Annotated in this window: 18 protein-coding genes; 5 read left to right on the plus strand and 13 right to left on the minus strand. The window is 55.3% G+C overall.

All coding sequences use genetic code 11. From position 1 onward, the window contains the following. Positions 1-73 precede the first annotated feature (73 nt). The 3 genes from ACSOSI_RS16835 to ACSOSI_RS16845 form a co-directional block, all read right to left on the minus strand. Positions 74-3163: an efflux RND transporter permease subunit gene (locus ACSOSI_RS16835; RefSeq protein WP_476705823.1), complete on the minus strand. Its 3090-nt coding sequence runs from the start codon at positions 3161-3163 to the stop codon at positions 74-76. After that, positions 3160-4269: an efflux RND transporter periplasmic adaptor subunit gene (locus ACSOSI_RS16840; protein WP_112362491.1), complete on the minus strand. Its 1110-nt coding sequence runs from the start codon at positions 4267-4269 to the stop codon at positions 3160-3162. The genes ACSOSI_RS16835 and ACSOSI_RS16840 overlap by 4 nt, the downstream gene beginning before the upstream one ends. A 75-nt stretch (positions 4270-4344) precedes the next feature. After that, entirely contained in the window at positions 4345-4959 is a 615-nt protein-coding gene (locus ACSOSI_RS16845) for a TetR/AcrR family transcriptional regulator (RefSeq protein WP_012145859.1), read from the minus strand. A 514-nt stretch (positions 4960-5473) separates the two neighbouring features. Between ACSOSI_RS16845 and ACSOSI_RS16850 the strand changes: the two genes are divergently transcribed. The 3 genes from ACSOSI_RS16850 (at position 5474) to ACSOSI_RS16860 (ending at position 9070) form a co-directional block, all read left to right on the plus strand. Continuing rightward, the gene (locus ACSOSI_RS16850) at positions 5474-7912 is read left to right on the plus strand and encodes a penicillin acylase family protein (protein ID WP_476705824.1); all 2439 of its coding nucleotides are present in this window, start codon (positions 5474-5476) and stop codon (positions 7910-7912) included. A gap of 243 nt (positions 7913-8155) precedes the next feature. Beyond that, positions 8156-8452, plus strand: a complete 297-nt coding sequence (locus ACSOSI_RS16855; RefSeq protein ID WP_261133526.1) for a hypothetical protein — start codon at positions 8156-8158, stop codon at positions 8450-8452. Positions 8453-8470: 18 nt separating this feature from the next. Further along, the gene (locus ACSOSI_RS16860) at positions 8471-9070 is read left to right on the plus strand and encodes a hypothetical protein (RefSeq protein WP_012145862.1); all 600 of its coding nucleotides are present in this window, start codon (positions 8471-8473) and stop codon (positions 9068-9070) included. 67 nt (positions 9071-9137) lie between these two features. Here the strand turns inward: ACSOSI_RS16860 and ACSOSI_RS16865 are convergent, their stop codons facing one another. The 3 genes from ACSOSI_RS16865 to ACSOSI_RS16875 all read right to left on the minus strand — a co-directional run bounded on the left by ACSOSI_RS16865 (position 9138) and on the right by ACSOSI_RS16875 (position 11135). After that, positions 9138-9425: a DUF2623 family protein gene (locus ACSOSI_RS16865; protein WP_017893365.1), complete on the minus strand. Its 288-nt coding sequence runs from the start codon at positions 9423-9425 to the stop codon at positions 9138-9140. A gap of 153 nt (positions 9426-9578) precedes the next feature. After that, entirely contained in the window at positions 9579-10166 is a 588-nt protein-coding gene (locus tag ACSOSI_RS16870) for a nitroreductase family protein (protein ID WP_259189843.1), read from the minus strand. Positions 10167-10253: 87 nt separating this feature from the next. Next, positions 10254-11135, minus strand: coding sequence for a LysR substrate-binding domain-containing protein (locus tag ACSOSI_RS16875; RefSeq protein WP_259189844.1), 882 nt, complete (start codon positions 11133-11135; stop codon positions 10254-10256). A gap of 121 nt (positions 11136-11256) precedes the next feature. Here ACSOSI_RS16875 and ACSOSI_RS16880 point away from each other — a divergent pair, with 121 nt between their 5' ends. Both ACSOSI_RS16880 and ACSOSI_RS16885 read left to right on the plus strand, forming a co-directional pair. Then, complete coding sequence (locus tag ACSOSI_RS16880; RefSeq protein ID WP_112362498.1) at positions 11257-11892, plus strand: flavodoxin family protein; 636 nt, start codon at positions 11257-11259, stop codon at positions 11890-11892. A 147-nt stretch (positions 11893-12039) separates the two neighbouring features. Next, positions 12040-13140, plus strand: a complete 1101-nt coding sequence (locus ACSOSI_RS16885; protein ID WP_476705825.1) for a glycosyltransferase family 9 protein — start codon at positions 12040-12042, stop codon at positions 13138-13140. On the opposite strand, the gene ACSOSI_RS16890 is transcribed toward ACSOSI_RS16885, so the two are convergent. The 7 genes from ACSOSI_RS16890 to ACSOSI_RS16920 form a co-directional block, all read right to left on the minus strand. Beyond that, the gene (locus tag ACSOSI_RS16890) at positions 13126-14292 is read right to left on the minus strand and encodes an O-antigen ligase family protein (protein ID WP_476705826.1); all 1167 of its coding nucleotides are present in this window, start codon (positions 14290-14292) and stop codon (positions 13126-13128) included. The two genes, ACSOSI_RS16885 and ACSOSI_RS16890, sit on opposite strands and share 15 nt — an antisense overlap. Continuing rightward, the gene (locus tag ACSOSI_RS16895) at positions 14270-15178 is read right to left on the minus strand and encodes a sugar glycosyltransferase (protein WP_476705827.1); all 909 of its coding nucleotides are present in this window, start codon (positions 15176-15178) and stop codon (positions 14270-14272) included. Before ACSOSI_RS16895 ends, ACSOSI_RS16890 begins: the two co-directional genes overlap by 23 nt. 262 nt (positions 15179-15440) lie before the next feature. Next, positions 15441-16559, minus strand: a complete 1119-nt coding sequence (locus ACSOSI_RS16900) for an alkylhydroperoxidase domain protein (protein ID WP_476705828.1) — start codon at positions 16557-16559, stop codon at positions 15441-15443. Next, positions 16556-17602 (minus strand): putative FMN-dependent luciferase-like monooxygenase, encoded by a 1047-nt coding sequence (locus ACSOSI_RS16905; protein WP_476705829.1) that lies wholly within the window; start codon positions 17600-17602, stop codon positions 16556-16558. The genes ACSOSI_RS16900 and ACSOSI_RS16905 overlap by 4 nt, the downstream gene beginning before the upstream one ends. Continuing rightward, a complete protein-coding gene (locus ACSOSI_RS16910; RefSeq protein ID WP_476705830.1) occupies positions 17592-19265 on the minus strand; it encodes a dipeptide ABC transporter ATP-binding protein in 1674 nt (557 codons plus the stop codon). The genes ACSOSI_RS16905 and ACSOSI_RS16910 overlap by 11 nt, the downstream gene beginning before the upstream one ends. After that, positions 19262-20152 (minus strand): ABC transporter permease, encoded by an 891-nt coding sequence (locus ACSOSI_RS16915; protein WP_476705831.1) that lies wholly within the window; start codon positions 20150-20152, stop codon positions 19262-19264. Before ACSOSI_RS16915 ends, ACSOSI_RS16910 begins: the two co-directional genes overlap by 4 nt. Continuing rightward, on the minus strand, positions 20149-21093 hold the full coding sequence (locus ACSOSI_RS16920) for an ABC transporter permease (protein WP_476707276.1): 945 nt from the start codon (positions 21091-21093) through the stop codon (positions 20149-20151). The genes ACSOSI_RS16915 and ACSOSI_RS16920 overlap by 4 nt, the downstream gene beginning before the upstream one ends. Positions 21094-21095 lie beyond the last annotated feature (2 nt).

Genomic DNA, 21095 nt, shown 5'->3' on the forward strand with positions numbered 1-21095 from the left:
CCAGGTCAGGGACGAACCTGTGGTGAGACTATGTGACAAAAACGCGGTTCATTTGTTCTCGCCAGAAACAGATCTAGGCGGATGCAGGCCTTTCACTCTGCGGCTGATTGTCAGGCCGTATCCTGAACCAGATGGCATACATTGCCGGCAGAAAGACCAGCGTGATGATGGTGCCACCAAAGGTTCCGCCAATCAGGGTATAGGCCAGCGTTCCCCAGAACACCGAATGCGTCAGCGGGATAAACGCCAGGATGGCGGCCATTGCCGTGAGCAACACCGGCCTGGCTCGCTGCACCGTCGCCTCCACAACGGCATGGAATGGTGCCAGCCCTTCCTGTTCGTTGTGATGGATCTGCCCTATCAGGATCAGGGTGTTACGCATCAGGATCCCCGATAACGCGATTAATCCTACCAGCGCATTGATGCCAAACGGCTGGTTGAAGAGCAGCAGTGTTGGCACCACCCCTATCAGCCCCAGTGGCGCGGTGAGGAATACCATTACCATCGCCGACATCGACCGCACCTGCAGAATAATAATCAACAGCGTCATGGCAATCATGATAGGGAACAGCGGAGCCATAGCCTGGGTGGCTTTGCCGGATTCTTCAATCGAACCAGCCTGTTCAATGCGGTAGCCCGACGGAAGTTGATTGATGACCGGCTGCAACGCCTTGATGATTGCTGTGGAGACATCCGGCGGTTGCAGATTTTCGGCAATGTCACCCCGCACGGTAATCGTCGGGGTGCGATCGCGACGACGCAGAACAGGATCTTCCATTTGCACTTCAACCTTGCCTATCTGAGATAGCGGAATGCGCTGGCCGGAAGAGCCCACTAAGGTAAAACCGGCTATTTTTGCCGGATCAAGCCGGATATCTCCCGCCGCGCGTCCCATGACCTGCACCGAACGGATATCTTCACGCACAGAGGTGATCGGAACCCCTGAAAGCAGGAATTGAAGCTGCTGTGCAACCGCATTCGATGTCAACCCCACCGCCTGCAGGCGGTCCTGATTGAGCGTGAAATGCAGCGCCGGCACCCGCGGTCCCCAGTCGGTGTTGACGGTCCTCATCATCGGGCTGGCCTGCATCACCCTTTCTACCTCGTCTGCAATTTCGCGCAGTTTGGTGGGATCCGGCCCCATGACTCGGTAAGCCACCGGATAAGGTGAATACGGACCAAACACCAGTTGAGTCACGCGCACGCGCGCTTCAGGCGCCAGGCCGCTGGCCACTGCTTCACGCAGTCTGAATTTGAGCGCCTCACGCGCTTCCTGACTGTCCGTCAGCACGACAATCTTCGCAAACGACGGATCGGGCAGTTCTGGTGCCATGGCCAGATAAAAGCGCGGCGACCCCTGCCCAATATAGGCCGTAATGATTTTTGCCTCTTTCTGCTTTTTCAGCCAGGCTTCAATTTTCGCCGTTGTGGCGCTGGTCTGCTCAATGGCGGTGCCATAAGGCATCTGGACTTCAACCAATACCTCAGGCCGATCGGAAGTGGGGAAAAACTGTTTTTTCACCAGCCCCATACCGAGAATAGCGACAATAAAGACGGCAATAACGGTAGCGGCCACTATCCATTTTCGCGCGATAACGCGGGTTAGTACCCGGCGAAAACGGTTGTAATGGCGGGTGTCGTAAATCGCCGCATGTCCTCCCTCCACCGTTTTGATTTTCGGTAGCATTTTCACCCCCAGATAAGGCGTAAACACCACCGCCACGACCCAGGAAGCAATCAGGGCAATCCCCACAATCCAAAACATGTTGCTGGTGTACTCGCCGGCGGTGGACTGTGCGAAACCGTTGGGCATGAAACCGACGGCGGTGACCAGCGTGCCCGCCAGCATCGGAGCCGCCGTGTGGCTCCAGGCATAGGCTGAGGCTTTGATGCGGTCGTAACCCTCTTCCATTTTCACCACCATCATTTCGATGGCGATGATGGCATCATCCACCAGCAATCCGAGCGCCAGGATCAGCGACCCCAGGGTAATGCGGTCAAAGTTTTTGCCGGAAGCCTCCATCACCACAAAAACGATAGCCAGCGTCAAGGGCACGGCAGCGGCGACCACCACGCCCACGCGCCATCCCATACTGACGAAGCACACCACCATGACCACCAGCAGCGCGACAAAGAACTTGATCATAAACTCGTCAACGGCGGAGCTGATGTTGACTGATTGATCGGTGATCTTCGTCAGGTTCATGCCGAGCGGCATGCTCTCATTAATTTTGGCGGTTTCCGCATCCAGCGCCTTCCCCAGATCCAGGCCGTTCCAGCCATCACGCATCACGATCCCCAGCAGCAGCGCCGGTTCACTCTGGTTGCGGATCAAGAAGGTTGCAGGGTCTTCATAACCACGCTCAACCGTTGCCACATCAGAAAGCTGTAGGGTTCTGCCCTGTACAACAATGGGCGTTTCGCGGATTTTCTCCAGTTCGTCGAAGGCACCGTCAAGGCGGATAAAGACCTGCGGCCCTTTGGTGTCAATCGAACCTGCGGGCGTCAGTACGTTCTGGCTGTTGAGGGCGGAGAAAATATCCTGTGGAGAAATGCCCAACGTGGCCAGCCGGTCATGCGAGAACGAGACAAAGATGCGTTCGGCCTGTTCGCCGATGATATTGACCTTCTTGACCCCCGGCACATGTAAAAGACGCTGACGCAAAGATTCCGCATCACGCACCAGCAGTCGCTGTGGCTCCCCTTTCGCCTTCAGCGCAAAGAGGGCAAAGGTTACGTCGGAGAATTCATCATTGATCATCGGCCCTATCACACCTGCCGGCAGGTTTTTAACCTCATCACCGAGCTTCTTGCGCGCCTGATAAAATTCTTCCTGCACCTGTGCAGGCGGTGTGCGGTCCTGCAGTGACAGCATGGTAAAGGCCAGACCGGGACGCGTGTAGGTCTCACTACGGTCATACCACTTCAGCTCCTGCATACGCTTTTCAAGCGGTTCGGCAACCTGATCCTGCATCTCCTGCGCGGTGGCACCCGGCCAGGCAGTAATAATCGTCATCTGCTTAACGGTAAAGGGGGGATCTTCAGCCCGCCCCAGTTCGAAAAACGAGAGAATACCCGCGACCGTGATCAGGATAATAAGGAACAGAGTGATCGAGCGCTCACGAACGGCAAGCGCTGAAAGATTGAATCGCCCCGCGCTCATGGCCGGCTCCCGGCGATGCGGGTATCGCTCTGTTCAGCCAGACGTACCGCCTCACCGTCATGCAGCAGATGCGCCCCCAGAGCGACCACCTGTTCACCCGGCTTAAGGGTACCGGTCACCCTTGCAACATCGTCACCCAACCCCTGCAGTTGAACAGGCCGCCATGACACTTTGGCCGGCTTACCCGAAATCGCCCAGACACCCGGCCCTTTGCCCGGATCATAGATTGCCGCTAAAGGCACCTGCATCATCTGGCCCGGTAATTTATCGTCAGTAATATGAAGCGTAACGGTGGATCCCAGAGGCGCGCTTGCCAGTGCCCCCTCCAGCACATATCTCGCCTCGAAGGTGCGCGTTACGGGATCGGCCGCATCGGAAAGGAGCCGCAGTTTCGCAGGGACTGACTGTTTATCGGTACCGTACAACGTTGCCTCGGCCTCGCTTCCGGTAGCCGGGCGTAGTGTCTCAGGCAACTGCACGATGGCCTCGCGCTGCCCTGCTCTGGCCAGCCGGATTACCGCTTGCCCGGCACTGACAACCTGTCCGGGTTCAGCCAGCGTATCCATGACCACTCCGTCGGCGTCGGCCAGCAGCACGGCGTAGCCAGTCGCATTTTGTGCCACATTCGCCTGTGCCTGTGCAGCACTGAGTTCCGCTTTGGCCGTATCGGCTGCGGCCTTTATCTGACCGTAGGCCGATGCCGACACAGCCCCCGTAGTGACCAGACTGCGGTAACGCGCCTCGTCATCAGCAGCTTGTCTTGTACGGGCCCTTGCCGCCGCGACGGCCTGTTGCTGAGCCTGTGCCTGCAGGCTCAGGTCAACCGGATCCAGACGCATCAATGGCTGACCGCGTTTAACGGTCTGGCCGGTATCGACCAGACGTTCAAGGATTTTGCCTTGTACTCTAAAACCGAGGTCACTTTGAGTTCGGGCTACGACAACGCCGGTAAATGCGCGGGAAGCATCGACAGCACTCGCCACGGTCGCAGACCTTACCAGAGGAGGCTGAGTACGGGGATCTTCGGTGCTGGAAGAGTCACCGCAGGCCACAAGGGCAAGCGGCAACAGGCAAACAGCAAAAGTGGCAGGATTAAGCCTGAGCATGGGTTCCCTTAATTAATTTGGCAGGACAGTAACCGCATTCTCAGACTAGTGACCAATATTGTCAATAGTCACAACTCAGGGTGATAAACTCCTCAGTATCAGTGAGGACAGCAGCGCAGCAGCAGCCGATGCCGTTTCCAGATTGTATTGCAGTTGAACCGGATTGATGTAAGGCCGCATGACCAGATATATCGCATGCGCAGCCTCATCCAGCGGCGTTTTCCGTTCAAACTCTCCCGCCTGCCGCCCTTCTACAATGATGTGCTCAATCAGTTTTCTCAGACGCTCTTCATGGGCCTCTGCCGAAGGCCACTTATCCCGCGCCGCAACGGCAGCAATGTCATAAAGCTTGCGATCGTGAAAAAACAAATCACTGCCGGCTTCGGTCAGTGCTCTGAATAAACGCCGCAATTTTTCGGAGGCCGACGGTGCATCTGCAATCGCTGAATTGACAATCGCCATGATCATTGCCAGCCGATTGGCGCAGATAACCTCACCGATCGCCTGCTTGGAATCGAAAAACTTATAGATATAAGATTTTGAAAAACCTATTGATTTAGCCAGTTCCGATACGGTGGTTTTCTCATAACCAAAATGCCCGAAATGCTCTGTGGCAGCTTCGACGACCTGATCGCGGACGCTGTGATCCGAGGGTCCCCTGGGGGGATTTTCATTTATATGTTTAGTCATTTTTCCAGCTTAGCTCAATGAGCCTTGATTAACAACGAGTGACCATTTGGTAATTAGGTCACAACTCGGAGTTGGCCCAGAGAATATCAAAGCTCCCCTTAACAAAACAGATGACGGGCCATATAGGGTTACAAGATACCTCATATGGCCGATATCACGGAAAGAAACCAAACCATCCCGCTTACCCTATTGCCACCTCAGTAGCTATGTTTAAGTCATGATTTACTCTTCAAGGTAAAAATTAAAATCAAGTATCCCTTCTACTCTCAATCACCCGCAGCCATCACAAAACCTCAGCATAAATCAGCGAATTAATAATTAGATTAATGGCCACCCCGATAAATAGAGCATTCCTTGAACAGTGATTTTGGACACACAAAACAACATTAAAGTTAAAATTATGTATCACTTTGTTGATTTTATGTAGCAAGCTAACTAAACTCTCACGGCAGGCTCGCCCTCCCTGAGCGAACAAACCACCGCCGCGATAACAGCGAGTTGACGAGGAAACTGCATGAAATTGTTATTTCAAACGCGTTCTGCTTTGCTACTGGCCCTTGGGTTGGGCTGCAACCTGGTGATAGCCCAAACTTTTGCCGCCGATGTGACGATAAAACGAGACACCTATGGTACCCCTCACATTTACGCCAATGACGTTTACGGACTGTTTTATGGCTATGGTTATGCCATCGCTCAGGACCGTCTATACCAGTTGGAAATGTCCCGGCGTAGTACTGAGGGGCGTGTCGCCGAAGTGTTGGGCAAAGACTATCTGTCGTTTGATATAGGCATTCGCCAACAGTATTCCCCTGCCAGAATAAAAGCTCAATTGGCCGCGCTGCCCCAAAGCGATCGCGATATTCTCGATGGCTATGCCCAGGGCATTAATGCATGGCTGAAGAAAATCGATGCCAACCCGCAGCAATTGATGCCAAAACAGTTTATTGACCATAATTTTAAACCGGCTCCCTGGACGGACTTCGATGTAGCCATGGTGTTCATCGGGTCCATGGTCAACCGATTCGGAGACTACAACACCGAGTTGGAAAACCAGCAATTACTCGCCGGGCTGATAAAAAAGGATGGCGAGACGCAAGGCAAAGCGATATTTAACCTGCTGCTTTCTCAAGACAACGCAGGCGCACCCACCACAGTCCCCAAGGGGGAATGGCAGCCTTCGGTACGCGATGGAGCCTACGTTTCTGCCCCGCCGGCGACAACCGCTCTGAACCATGCAACGCTCCCGACAGAGACGGCGACCAACGAACAAACGCCCCGCTGGAAGCCACCGAAGGAAAAAGCCTTCAGTAACATCATCGTCCTGGGCTCCCGTAAATCTGAAGGTGCCGAAAGCATTCTGTTAAACGGGCCTCAGTTCGGTTTCTATCAACCCGCTTACACCTATTCTGTTGGGTTACATGGCGCGGGTTATGACGCGGTGGGAAACAGTCCTTTCGGCTATCCGATGGTGGAGTTCGGCTACAACCGCGACATCAGTTGGGGAAGTACCTGGGGGGCTGGTGATAATGTCGACATATACCAGTTGAAATTGAACCCTAAAAACCCTGAAGAGTACTTCTATCAGGGGAAATACCGCCCTCTGGAAAAACGCATTGAGACCATCGCGGTGAAGGATGGCGAAACCCGGCATTTGACGGTGTACCGTAGCGTGCAAGGTGCCGTCATCGACTACAATCCCAGGCAGGGTCTGGCCTATGCCAAACGCCGTGGCTGGGAAGGCGAAGAAGTCGCCACTTTACTGGCCTGGAATAAAGTTGGCAAAGCGAAAAACCATCAACAATGGCTCGATCAGGTCCAACATTCCGCCATCAACGTCAACTGGTACTACGCCGATAAAAAAGGCAACATCGGTTATGCCTTGGGCGGACGTTATCCAATACGCCTTAAGGGGCACGATAACCGGCTACCTATGCCTGGCGACGGCAGCTCCGAATGGCAAGGTTTCATGCCATTTTCCACCAATCCTCAGGTTTACAATCCCAAAACGGGTTACATCGCCAACTGGAACAACCGCCCGGCGGAAGGCTTCCCCAACCCGGACGAATGGTGGTACTCCTGGAATACCGCCGACCGTATCCAGTCGTTATTCACCCGTATTGATAGTCAGCCGCGCTTTACCCCCACGCAGCTATGGGATTTGCTGATGGATGCCGCATTCGAAGATCCTAACGCGCGCTTTTTTGTGCCCCACCTGGTCAAGGTCGCCGGCAAAAGTGATAACCCGAAACTGCGCGAAGCTGCCGCTATCCTCGGTAAATGGGACTATGAGGAGCGGGATCTGAATAACGACGGTTATTACGATACCCCGGCGACACCCATTTTCCGCGCCTGGCTGCAACATATGCTGACTCTGTCGCTGGGCGGAATATTGCCTGCGGAACAGGCCTCGTGGTTCCTTGATACCGGCTATATGACGCCGGGAGAGAGCACCACGGGCAGCCAGAATATTTCGGTGGGTACCAAAATTCTGTATCAGGGCATGACCGCCGGCAGCAAGAGCTCGGGCTTTGATATCTTCAAAGGCAGGGACGTCGATAGCCTGATGATGGAAGCACTGCGGCTCGCCGTTAACGATCTGAACAAATCACAAGGCGGGAAGATGTCTGCGTGGCAGACCAGGGTGTCAAACATCACTTATCAAACCAAAAACTTCCTGAATGTTCCGCAAGCAGGCTCAGACGAACACCTTCAAAATCGTCTTGCCATGAACCGCGGGACCGAAAATGACATGGTGGTCTTTACCCATGAAGGAGTTACCGGTGTCGAGGTGACCCCTCCAGGCCAGTCCGGTTTTATTGCTCCAGACGGGAAACGCTCAAAACATTTTGACGATCAGCTGTCATTGTTCGGTGATTTGAAAAACAAACGTACATGGCTCAGCGACACTGATGTCCAGGCCAATTCGGTCTCCCAGGAAACCATCAATTATTGACGCCAGATAGTGTTTGCAGCCCAGTTCATGTTTGAACTGGGCTGTTGTTGCCCGTCAAACTGAGTATGCAGGGAAATGCCCGTTACATTAGTCTGCGAGGCATCCCGCCTTTTCATCTTTTTCTCCGGTTATTCACCCACATTGCTTGGCTGTCCTGCCTCTTCCCTCAGTACACTTGGCTGCGATGAAATTCTTCTAACGGCTTGCATGTACGCAAATTATCGTACACTATAGGGAGGCAAGATGGGATTCAAGGACGTAAAACAACTCGCCATACGCTGTCTTCAGCAAGGGGCGTATGACCATGAGGCACGTGGCAATATCGATGTAAAAAACCTGTTCGCTACCGGCCAGGTTGATGAAAACTGGGTGATTGAACTTATCAGGAAAACGGGTGGAGATGCGTATCAGTGCTGCCCGCATCATCAAGATGCCACTACTGATGTCCACATTCTTCGCCCCTGGAAGTCAGGTTGCTATTGGTACGTGAAATTTTATTTCATAGAACCCGACATCATCTTTATCAGCGTGCATCAATAACTCAGCAAGGAGCTCACAATGAGAATTGTTAAAGAAGGCGATACGCGCAGCGTTCTGTGCCAAAACTGCGGCCGAACAATGGCAACTTATCGTTTACGTGATGTGGACTTCAGCGATCGCTGCGGCACAGTAAAAAATATTCTAGCTGCCGTCTGCAACCAGTGTAATGCGGTGGTCAGTGTCCCTGCCCAGTCCACGCCGCGCATTAAAAGCGAGTTTGAGCAGGCTAAATCAGCGCTGGAAGTGCGAGTTCCGGCGCACTATCTCGACATTCTGAACGTTGCCACGCAGAAAATAGATGATTCGCTGGATGAAAACTTTCATAAAACGCTGATCCTTTACTACCTCCATGCGCTGACCACCGGCCGCTATCAGCAGCAAGAACTGAAAACGCTGTTAGGCAGCGAACTGGCGAATGCAAAATCATCGAAGCGCTTGTCGATGAAAGTCAGTCAAAAGCAACTGGCTGAATTAAATAGCATAATGGAACAACAGAGCCTGACACGGAATTCTGATGTGGTGAAAGCGGTGATCCTTAAAATTTACCAGGATCTGGTGCAGGAAAAAAACCTGGGGATTTTGCCGGAGCTACGCAATGTTGCCGCTGCCTTATCCTGAAACTTGCGTTCGCCCCAGCACTGAATATGGCCTGAGCCGTCAGGCCATAAGATAGTCAGGCCTGGTTTTACTGCTCGCGGTTATATCCGGCGCAGAAAAACTTTTCGGCCAGACGATTAGCGCCGCCGGAAAAGAACTCGCTCATCACTTCTCCATTGAGACTATACGCCCGGCACAGCAAGCCTGCTTCGAATGCAGCCTGATTTTCGTCACCCAAGCTTTCCGCCAAATGGTGTGCATATCCCAGCACGAAGCCACGTTTGTAGTCACAACAAAACCGGGAAAGCTCCGAAGCCGGTCCGGCGTTCTGCGCGGCCAAACCGGCCATCAGCCCCTTGCCGAAGTGATTGTTCATGACATCCCCTCTTTCAATAATCGCTATATAATTAATTATATAACGATTATTGCGCCACTGGACATACTCACAAAGTTTTACCTCGTTATGTTAGCGCATAAAAAAACCCGCAGAGCGAAACTCAGCGGGCTTGTAAGCCTTAAATCCGGATGATTACAGGGTAAAGTTCAGCCCTTCCACCACCGTCTGCTCCAGCGGCAAGCGCCCTGAAGGGATCTCTTTTTGCTGCAGAAACTCCGGCAGCAGGGATTTATCACCCGCTTTGCCGATCGCCACCATGCCATGTACCTGATAGTTGTCCGGCAGGTTCAACGCAGCCTTGATTTTGTCGTGATGAACACCGCCCATGCAGTGGGTCAGCCAACCTTTCAGATGCGCCTGCAGCGCAAGGTTGGCCCAGGCAGCCCCGGCATCAAAGGCATGGCTCGGGTTACTGACTTCCTTGTCACCGTTCAGACTGGTGGTTTTGGAGATCACCACCACCAGCGCCGAAGCGTGCTGCGCCCAACCGCGGTTGAACTCAACCAGGAAATCCAGATAGCTGTCCCAGCTGGCAGAGCCGTGCTTGCTGTAGGCAAAGCGCCACGGCTGAATGTTATAGGCCGAAGGTGACCAGCGCGCCGCTTCAAAGAAGCTCAGCAGGGTCTCATCGTCGATAGCATCATTTGCCAGCGCGCGCGGCGACCAACGTTCAATAAACTGTGCATCAATGGGGTAATCAGAAACTCTTGGCTGGCTCATGGACATCTCTCTCATGGGAAGGGAATAACAAAGTTATCTGATATTCCCATGCCTCACGCCAGAAGAATTTCTATTTTGTGCTGTGGTTCAGCGCAAGATCTCCTGTTGCAACCAGGCCAGGAACGCCCGTACCGGCGGATGCCGTTCGCGCCCAGGCACGCAAAGTGCGCTATAAGCCGCACCCGGTACGCAAATTTCCGGCCGATAGGATGCCAGCAATCCGTTACGCACCAGATCCGACACCATCACCGAACTGGCCAGCACCAGCCCCTGCCCGGCCACCGCTGCCTGCAAAGCATAATGCTCTTCGTCATAAGCCCGCAACGCGGTATGCCGTTGCCACCAGTCGACACCCGCAGCCTGGCACCACTCGCGCCAGCCGGTTTCATACAGAGTGGAGTCATGCCAGTGAACGGTGATCAGCGTGGGCGCTTGTTGCTCAGTTGCACACAAATCCGGGGCGCCGTAGACGCCAAAGCTCTCTTCCAACCGCGCTGCCCGATGCAACTGCGGATAGTCAGTGCTGCTGTAGCGAATGGCAATGTCCACGCTGGCGTCCTGCTGCAGATCAATCACCTCACCGCAGGCCTCCAAGCGTACCAGGTAGTGCGGGTAAGCTTGATAAAAGCGCCCCAGGCGCGGGACCAGCCACAATGCAGCGAAAGAATGGGTGACGGAAACACACAGTGAGCCGGTACTGGGAACCGGTCGTAGCGCATCCAGCGTGGTTGCCACATCGAGCAAAGCGGTATGCACCCCAGCGAACAAACGCTCGCCCTTCTGCGTTAACCGCACACCGCGCGGCACCCGATCGAACAAGGCAAAACCCAGTTGCTGCTCAAGCGCCTTGATCTGATGCGATACCGCCGTCGGGGTTACAGCCAGCTCCAGTGCAGCCTGTTTAAAACTGCGCAGGCGGGCGGCGGATTCAAAGGTGCGCAATGCAGTAACCGGAAGCGTGGCAAACATGATCAACTCCCATACAGATGAATTTAACTCATCCTGAAAGAATAGCCATCATTTGTCACTGACTCTTTGAGCACCGTAAATTGGCAATCGTATATCCATGACCAATAAAACGGAGAGTGACATGAATTCATCTCAACAACCCAAGCGCCTTATCGTCCTGGTCGGAAGCCCACGGCGTGACGGCAACAGTGCAGCATTGGCACAGGCCGTGATGGCAGGAGCCGCCGAAGCCGGCACCGAAGCCAGCCTGCATTTTTTGGATGATTACATCAGCGGTTTTCTGACGGATGAACGCCATGCCGCGCCACCAGCCGATCGCTATGGCGAACTGTTTCTGGAGCATTTCTTGCCGGCGGATGCGGCGGTATTTTGTACCCCGCTCTACTGGTACGGCATGTCGGCGCAAACCAAAGCCTTTTTCGATCGCTCTTTCAGCTATTACTCCAACGCCTACCCTGATGCCGAACAGGTACATCAGCGTATGAGTGGCAAACGCATCGGGCTGACGGTAGCCTCGGAGGAAACCTACCCCGGCGGAGCTATGGGGATCGTGCATCAAATTCAGGAATTCAGCCGTTATTCGCATTGCGAGTTTGTCGGGATGGTTCAGGGTGCGGGCAACAATCGGGGTGAAGTCAGCCGTGATCCGCGTAATCCACTACAGGCCGCCCGCGATCTGGGCCGCGAAATTTTCACGCGTCACTATTCTGATTACCGGATGGATACGCCACGTAGCCCACAGGTTTGGCAAGATTGACTCAATACATGGGGCACGTCTGCTGCCCCTTTATCAAGGTTGCGCAAGCATATGTAGCAAACTATTGCCGACCATTGGCCCACCAGGACAAACATCATATGATGCAGATGCCAGACCGGCGCGCCAATTAACTCGAAGTGAAACAAGATGTCGAAACAGTGGAAAATAACAGCGGCAAACGCCTGTCTTAAGATGTACACCCGGTTGGGCGGCAACTTCCAGCAGAAAGCCAGTTTCAAGCCGGAACTGGCCTTTGAGCGTATCGTTATTTTTTCTACCACCGCCCTTGGCGACCTGATGTTTAATACCCCGGCCATCCGCGCGGTGCGCGAACGCTACCCAACGGCCAGTATCACCCTGATTTCCAGCCATAAAAATAAACAGCTGGTCGCGACCAGCCGTTACTTTAATGCCGTCATTTATTGGGATCATAAAGCCAAAGACATGCTCAGCATTATTCACCAGTTGCGTAAACATAAGCCGCAACTGGCGATCATCCTGCACTCAAAATCCCCTTACGACGTGATTGTCGCCATTACTGCCGGTTGCCAATATGTGTTCAAGGACGCCTATGGCAACAAGGCCACCGGCATGGAACCCTGGTTGAGCGGCGTGAGCCAAAGTACCGGCGGCCATTTAATTCAGCGTAAGCTGGATTTAGTGGCACAGTTGGGTTGCGACACCGATAACAGCGAAATGTTTATTCCCGTTGAGTTTGCAACGATGAATAAAACCGCGGATAAAATCCCGATCGGTTTTCAAATGGGGGCTTCTGAAACGCTGCGTTGCTGGCCCGTCGGTCAGTTTATTCGCCTGGCAAAACTGCTGCTGGTGCAGTCGCCGCACCACCAAATCGAATTAATCGGCTCACCGAAAGAGCTGTCCATTGAACAAGAATTTATCGCGGGGCTGACAGAGGCCGAACGGCAACGCGTGGTCAGTCATATCGGCAAAACCACCCTGCCGCAACTGCTGGCGGTGATGTCAAACCTGCAGGTATTGGTCACTGGCGACACCGGACCTTTGCATCTGGCCATTGCCCTGAAAACCCCAACTATCAGCCTGTTTGTCACCGCCAATCCGCAGCACACCGGCCCTTATCAAAATCGCGAACTGCATCAGGTTATGAACGTGTCGGTTGATGCACAAACGCTCACTACGGCTCAACGCCGCCAACCCCTCAGCATCATCACTGAAAGTCAGGTGTTTGAAAAAGTGACGATCGCGTTGGCACTAACGCGCATTTGAGGTGGGTTGGGCGAACACTACAGCCAAGGGGAACCAAAACAGGTACCAAAATTCGGCCGGATTCGCGATAACAAACATGCCCTGTGAGCAGTAGAAGATCAGCATAAACAGGTATAACGCAGCCTCCAGACGTCGCCCTGCCTTAAGGTGAACCACGGCAAGCCGCGCGCCAAACGTCAGCAACGCGATGAACAGGCAAAAGCCCACCAACCCGCCTTTGAGCAACGCGCCCAGATACAGGCTGTGAGTCGTATGAATCAACTCGCCGGTATAGTTGGTAAAAGTCAGCTCTCTATCAAACCCATAGCCAAAAAACGGTGCCTGCTCTACCAACGCCAGGCTATGTAGCCAAATGCTCATCCGCACAAAGCTCTGCTGATACAACTCGGCAAAGCGCGTTATCAGCATTTCACCAATGGACGACCATAGCACCATGCCTACAGTAAATATCATCATCGCCACAATGAGCATTGCCGACTTTTTATTCAGCGCTCGGTAATGCGTGGTTATCACCAGCGCCACCATTAAGGCAATCAAAGGCCCGCGGCTTTGTGTCAGCACCATAAAGGCAAAAAGCAACGGGATCGTCAGCAGGACCTTTTTTTGTTGGGTTTCACGGAAAACCATCAGGCTTAAAATAATGCCCAATGCAGCATAACCGGCAAGATCGATCACATTGCGCGGGCCGGGATTGGCGTCAGACGTTTCTCTGAGGGTATAAATTTCGTGGTAATCCCTCCATGTCAGATACAGACAAAGCAAGGTGATACCGGCAACCACGGCGCAAAGTAACAGATTGCGGCGAGGGCTATCCAACACCGAGACCAACAGGCCGAGATAAATCAGAATATAAGCGCTGTGCGTCAGGGCAGACAGCGCATCTTCCGGCGTGCCTCCCCAGAAATTACTGGCGGAGTAGTACGCCAAAAAATACGCTGCCAAGGCTATACCGATGAGTGCAGCACGCCTGCCAAGCCAGGCCTGACGGAATTCCGGTCGGGTGGACAGCGTCAGCAGGAAAAAAATCGCCGAGATATGGAATAAATTATTCACCCGGGTGTGGCCGCAATAAATGGCGCTAAAAAATGAAAAGGCAAAAAAAGCGTAAACAGCGATCAGGTTGGTGACATCAGTTTTTTTTGAAAAAATCACTGCAATCAACCTTTTCAAAAATACGGGTGTCTATGGCGCTCGCCAATGAAAAATTCTTTATAGCGATATTGTTGATTTTCATTCTTTCACTCGCATGGCTAAAAGCCGGAATGATCAGGTCATCCACTTTCTCAGGCAAAAGTGTCGGCAATTTATTCTCTGGCGTTTCATAAAAGCGCGGTAAATGGAAATTGTTCATATCCAGCCCGGCAATAAAAAGTTGTTTAAACCCCAGGAAGGAAATGATCTGCAAGGCCCAATAAACCACCGTCCCCGCATCGAAGATGCCGCGTCGAATATCATGGCTAAAGGCGATGGATTTACAGACAGAAGAAAAATGAACGTTGCCGTCGTGGCGGTAATGATCCCAGAGTGCCGACGGACTTATTTTTGGGCGATAGATTTTGAAGGTCGCATCTTCGATTACGGCGAACTGGCACTTCACGCCAGCCAGCGAGAACCTGTCAATTATTTTCGCCACGCCGTGGACCGTAGTGAACAGGGTTAAACCCGTTGCCAGAATGATCTCTTTTATAATATCCGGTCGTTGATCGATAAATCCCATATCGACAATAACATAAAAGCGAAAACTCACCTTCGAGCTTAAGTAATAAGCACCATTGACCCCGAGAGCCGGCATTTCAGGAATATCGCCAAAGCAAATGGTGTTCACCGATGGCCCAGTCGCCGTCAACAGTATCGGCCCCTGGCAACTGTCTTTCAGCGCTGACAACGTCACTGTAGGAATAAGCTGTTTTTTATAATGGAATACGGAAATCTCTCCACTGGCTGCACGTTCTATTTTTACATAGGGCCAGAGATTTTCATTATGCCTGTAAGGGCGAGAATGAGAATAACGATATATCTGCTTAAAAAAACTTCCCATCGAGCCAATTTCCCATCAAAAAATGCATCCACGCCAACAAAAATTTATCTGATATAAATTAAATTCATTGATGGAATCAGTATCGGAGCATTCATGACGGCGAGCAATTTATGCAGTTTGAGTTCTTCGTTATAATTTCGAAAAGAGTTATGTCGCTTTGTTAATAACGTTAAAGATATGCCTGAAAAGGTAATTATTATCTTAAATTGCTTAGGGGCGAAAACTTTCGCCCCGGTTTATATAGCGGTGGTTGGCAGCAGGCTTATTGGTCGTCGAAGGGTTCACCCAGGGTCAGCATCAGCCGGTTAGCCCAGGCAAAGAACGCCGTCGACTGCACCAGGTCCAGTAGCGCCAGCTCGTCGAGGCCCTGCGCACGCAGCGCTACCAGATGATCGGCATTAGCCTGCGGCGGCGTGGCGGACAACGCCGCGGCAAAATCGATCTGTGCGCGCCACGGCTCCCCTTGCCCCTCACTCAACACGTCCCCCGGAGCCACGTCCAGCAGGCGCTGCACCTCGTCCGTTTTCTTGGACAACTGGGCCGCCTTGCGTGCATGTACAGAGGCACAATAGATACAACCATTCACCTTGCTGGCGACCGTCGCCGCCAGTTCGCGATCCTTACGTTCCAGCCCGCCCGGAGTATAGAAAATGGCTCGGTCCGCCAGCGTTCGCTGTTCCAGTACCGGATGGTTACGTGCCAACAGGCGAAAATAATCCGAGTCGCTATGCCCGAAACGCGTTAACAACGCCTGGCCTGATGCGTCAAACTCCGCCAGCGGTTTGGCGGCGATCCACGGTTCCCAACCCAACTCCTGACGGGTGAACTTTGGCGGAGCATGGCGGCCGCTCAGGGTAGCGGACTCGGTACGCCAACTGCCGGCCCTGACCGTGGCAGCCCCGGCCTTCTCGACCGGCTTGCCACCCAGCAGCCGATAGCCCGTCAGCAAACGGCTTTGGAAGCTGACAAAAGCGATCAGTTGCGACAGGGTGACAATATCATCCAGTGACCAACCGGCCTGCTGCAATGCCTGCAAATGCTGCGCGTCAGCACTGGCGGGTTTGAACGCCAGCCGTTCGGCATGATCCAGCGCCGCCTGCAAGCGCGGGCTATCCTCTGCACCGCCCTGCTGTTGCAGCAACGCCGCATAATGGGCCGCCAGGGGGTTGTCCGCATGCCATTCGCTGATGCGCTGCGCTGTCTGCAGCCGCTGCGCTATCGGAAAATCGCCGGCATCGGCGGGTGCGAACAACGCCAGATAGCTGGCCTGAATCGCATCCGTCGCCGCCTGCCGCGTCACTCTGGCCTGCGCCAATGCGGAATCGGGTGCGATCTCTGCCAGCACGGCCAGCAGGTCGTCATTATTCAATGTTGCAGTCATACCTTTTCCTCAGCGTGATGTTCGTAGGAGTTCGAAACAGGAGTGCGACGCTGCCAGCCCAGTTCAGGGGCAACGTGACGGGCAATCAGCTCAATAGAACGCAGAATGTGGGCATGCGGCGGATCGATGGAATGCACCTGGAAGGCCAAGTCGGTCACGCGCGCCAACGCGCTGTCTTTCTGCAACGAAGCAATCACCTGATCCGGAGTGCCAAGATGCACGTCAAAGGCGCGGATCAGCCCATCGAGCGATTCGTCAGCCGGTCGGTGGCCGCTGGCACGCAGACGTTCAAGCCCCCGGCCCAGCCCCTGTGCGGCAAAATCCCGCGCCTGTTGGCTATTATCGGTCACTAATGCAGTACGTGAGCCCATAATGCGCGGCGCGATGCCGGGCGGCAGCGCCGCCAGATAGGCATCAATAATCGGGTTCTGCAATTCGTCCAGCGGCAGATCTGGCGCATCCGCCGGGCGCGGTTGCGTGCGCGACAGCATTAAACCATCGCCGGCCCGCCCCGCACGTTCACCCCCCTCGACAGAAAAGGTCGCCTGCCACACCCGCTCTGCCAACTGTGGCGCTGCCGGGTACAACCGGTTATCTTCGCCACCCAATGCCTCACCGCGCCAGGCGCGCAGCAAGGTACTGAAGTTGTCGGCAAACACCGCATGGCGCTGTTGGGCATCCAAACCGAAGGCGCCAAACGCAGACGGTGTCCCCCCGGCGGCAATCCCTACCTCCAGCCTGCCGTCGGATAGCAGATCCAACACCGCGGTATCCTCCGCCACCCGAATGGCCGACTCCATCGGCAGCGTGATCACCCCGGTGCCCAGCCGGATATGACGAGTTCGTGCCGCCACCTGCGCCAGGAACACCAATGGTGAGGGCAAACCGCCTTCATCTTCATGAAAATGGTGCTGCGCCACCCAGGCGCTATCAAACCCGGCCCGTTCGGCATGCAGGATTTGCTCTGTCGCCAACCGGTAGCGCTGTTGCGCGCTGCCCTGATCCAACAGGCGGGTGAAAAACCCCAGTTTTTTACTGCTCATAGAATACGTCCTCACTCTTGGGCTGTTCGGCATAAAACTGACGGCCGGGAATGGCCTCAATCAACTGACGGGTGTAATCGCTGCCCGGCATGGCGAACAGCTCGCCGGTCGCGCCGCTGTCCACCTGTATCCCCCGGTGCAATACCGAAACGCTGTGTGAAATCTGCCGCACCGTGGCCAGATCGTGTGAGATAAACAAATAGGTCAGCCCCAGTTCCTGCTGCAAATCCTGCAACAACCGCAGGATCTGCGCCTGCACCGTAACATCCAATGCCGAGGTCGCTTCGTCCAGCACCAGCACCCGGGGTTGCAGCACCAGTGCCCGGGCAATCGCCACCCGTTGGCGCTGGCCGCCAGACAGTTCGCGGGGTTTACGGCTCAGCAGCTCGTCCGGCAGCGCCACCCGTTCAAACAGCTCACGAACCCGGCGATAGCGCTCGGTTTTACCCAGCGGCTCAAAGTTCAGCAACGGCTCTTCAATCACCTGATACAGCGTCTGCGACGGGTCAAGCGAGCCGAACGGGTTCTGGTACACCAACTGAATGCGACGACGGAACTGCCGCAGTGCTTCGCCCTTCAACTGGGTGAAATCGACGCCGTCGATAATGATTTGCCCGGCGTCCGGCCGTTGGAAACCGAGCAGGCAGCGCGCCAGTGTGGTCTTGCCGGAACCGGACTCCCCCACCAGCGCATGGGTGGTGCCACGCGGCACGCTGAACGACACCTGATCCAGCGCGCGGTAAGTTTTTCCCCCGACACCAGCCAGGCGGAAATCTTTCACCAGCCCATTCACCTGGATCGCCAACTCTTGCAAGCCCTCGCTAGGTTTTGGCACGGCGGCACGGGTCAACGACGACACGTCGGCAAACAGCCGCCGGGTGTAGTCACTGGTGGGTGCACGCAGCACTTCTGCGGTCACGCCCTGTTCCTGCACCCGACCATGGCGAAACACCAGCAGCCGGTCGGCACGCTCTGCCGCCACCGCCAGATCGTGGGTCACCAGCAACACCGCGGTACCAAATTCCTGCCGCAGCTCGTCGATCAGATCGAGAATGCGCTTTTGCACCGTGACATCCAGCGCGCTGGTCGGCTCATCGGCGATAATCAGCGCCGGCTGCAGCGCGATAGCAATAGCGATCAACACCCGTTGTTTCATGCCACCGGAAAGCTCATGCGGATACTGACGAGCCCGCAGCTCCGGGTGCGTCAGACCTACGCGGGTCAACAGGGCCACCACCCGCTGTTGCACCTGCTTACGCGGTAACCTGTGATGAATATTGAGGATCTCCGCCACCTGTTCGCCAATGGTTTTCACCGGATTGAGCGAGCTGGACGGATCCTGTGGGATCAAACTGATTTGCGCGCCGCGCACCGCGTCCAGCCGTCGGGAAGACCAGTGGCTGATATCGGTGCCGTTGAGACGGATGGCGCCCTGCTCCAGACGGCCGTTTTCCGTCAGCAGGCCAATGATCGCCTGCGCGGTAGTGGTTTTCCCCGAACCGGACTCACCGACCAGCGCCACCACTTCCCCCGGTTGAATGGCGAAGGACACCTGATGCACCACCCGTTGGCTGCCGGTTGCCCCCTGATAGGCTATCGACACCTGCTCCAGCTCCAGCACCGGCGTGGCCGCCGCCCGTTGTAATGCCGTCTGAATACTCATGGTTGCCCTCTCCCCAGCGCACGGCTAATGCGATTGGCCGCCAGCACCACCGCCACTACCGCCAACCCCGGAAAAGTGGTCAACCACCAGGCGGTGGAAATATAGTTGCGCCCTTCGGCGATCAACAGCCCCCACTCCGGCGTCGGCGGCGGAGTGCCATAACCCAGAAAACTCAGGGTAGCGATCGCCAAAATAGCGCTGCCGAACTGCAGCGCCGAGAAGGCGATCACCGACGTCAGCGAGTTCGGCAGGATGTGCCGCCACAGCACCGCCCAGAAGGTACCGCCGCTGCCATAGGCCGCCTCGACGTAATCACTGTGGCGCACCCGCACCACCTCGGCACGCGCCAGGCGGGCAAAGTTGGCGACCGAGGTAATACCGACGGCGATGGCGGCGTTAACCGTGCCAAATCCCAGTAAAATAATGATGCTCAGTGACAGCAGCAGGCCGGGGATCGACAGCAAGACGTCGACAAAGCGCATCACCGCCTCGTCCGCAATGCCCCCCACCGCACCGGCAATCAGCCCCAGTGCCGTGCCCAGCAGCAAGCCCAATGCGACCGCCACCAGCGCCGCGGACAGCGTTTGCGAGGCACCATAGACAATGCGTGCGTACAGGTCGCGGCCCAGTTGATCGGTACCCAGCCAGTGTGCGCCACCCGGCGCCAGGCGCTGCGCCCCGGCGATGCCTTCAGTGCCGCTGTAAGCGGTGAATAACTGAGGGGCCAGCGCCCATAGCACCGCGATGGCGATCACCGTCCAGGCCAGCAGCAACGTCAGCGGCACGCGTCGACGACGTGAACGGCTGGTCGATAACGTGCCTTCGCTTTCCAGAACGCCCAGATCACGCTCCGGCACGACGGTCTTTTCAAAGGAAATACTGCTCATACGGCGGCTCCTGTATGGGTTTTCAGCCGTGGATCCAACAGTGGGAACAGCAGATCGACCAGCAGATTGAGGCTGACGAAAGCGGCGGCGGAAATGACGACTATCGCCTGCAACACCGCCACATCCTGGTTCAGCACCGCCTGTAAGGTGAGTTGTCCCAGCCCGCTACGGCCAAATACGGTTTCGGTAATCAACGCCCCGGCTATCAATTCACCCAACAGAATGCCGGCGATGGTCAGCGCAGGCAGCATGGCGTTACGCGCCACATGCCGCCACAGCACCCCGCTACGGCTGGCACCTTTGGCCCGCGCCACGGCGACAAACGGCTGAGTCTGCACCTGATCAATGCTGCGGATCAGGATCTGCGCCAAGGGGGCGGAGATCGGTACCGCCAACGTCACAATCGGCAAGATCAGCCCCTGCCATTCACCCGGGTTGATCACCGGGATCAGCTTGAGTTGAAACGAGAAAACCTGAATAAGCACAATCCCCAGCCAGAAGGTCGGCACCGAGACAAACAATGACGGCAGCGACTGCAGTGCCGCTCTCAGCCAGCCAAAACCGGTCAGGTTGGAGATAAAGGCAATCGTCAGTGCCAGAAGCAGCGCCAGCGTGAAGCCCAGCACCGCCAGTTGCAGCGTGGCGGGCAGGTTGGTGGCCAACAGTTCGGTGACCGGCACCCCGGCCTGAATGGAATACCCCAGATCCCCACGCAGCACGTTACCTAACGCATGCAGATACTGCTGCCACAGCGACACATCGGCACCATAGGCGGCACGCATATCGGCGATCTGCGCCGGGCTTAGCCCCATATCCGGGTTCTGGAACTTAATCAGGATCGCATCGCCGGGCAGCACCTGCAGCAGAAGAAACGACAGGCTAAAGGTCGCCCACAGCACCAGCAGCGCCTGCCCGATGCGCCGCGCCAGATATCGGCTCATCA

It is taken from the genome of Serratia sp. AR11, assembly GCF_056376275.1.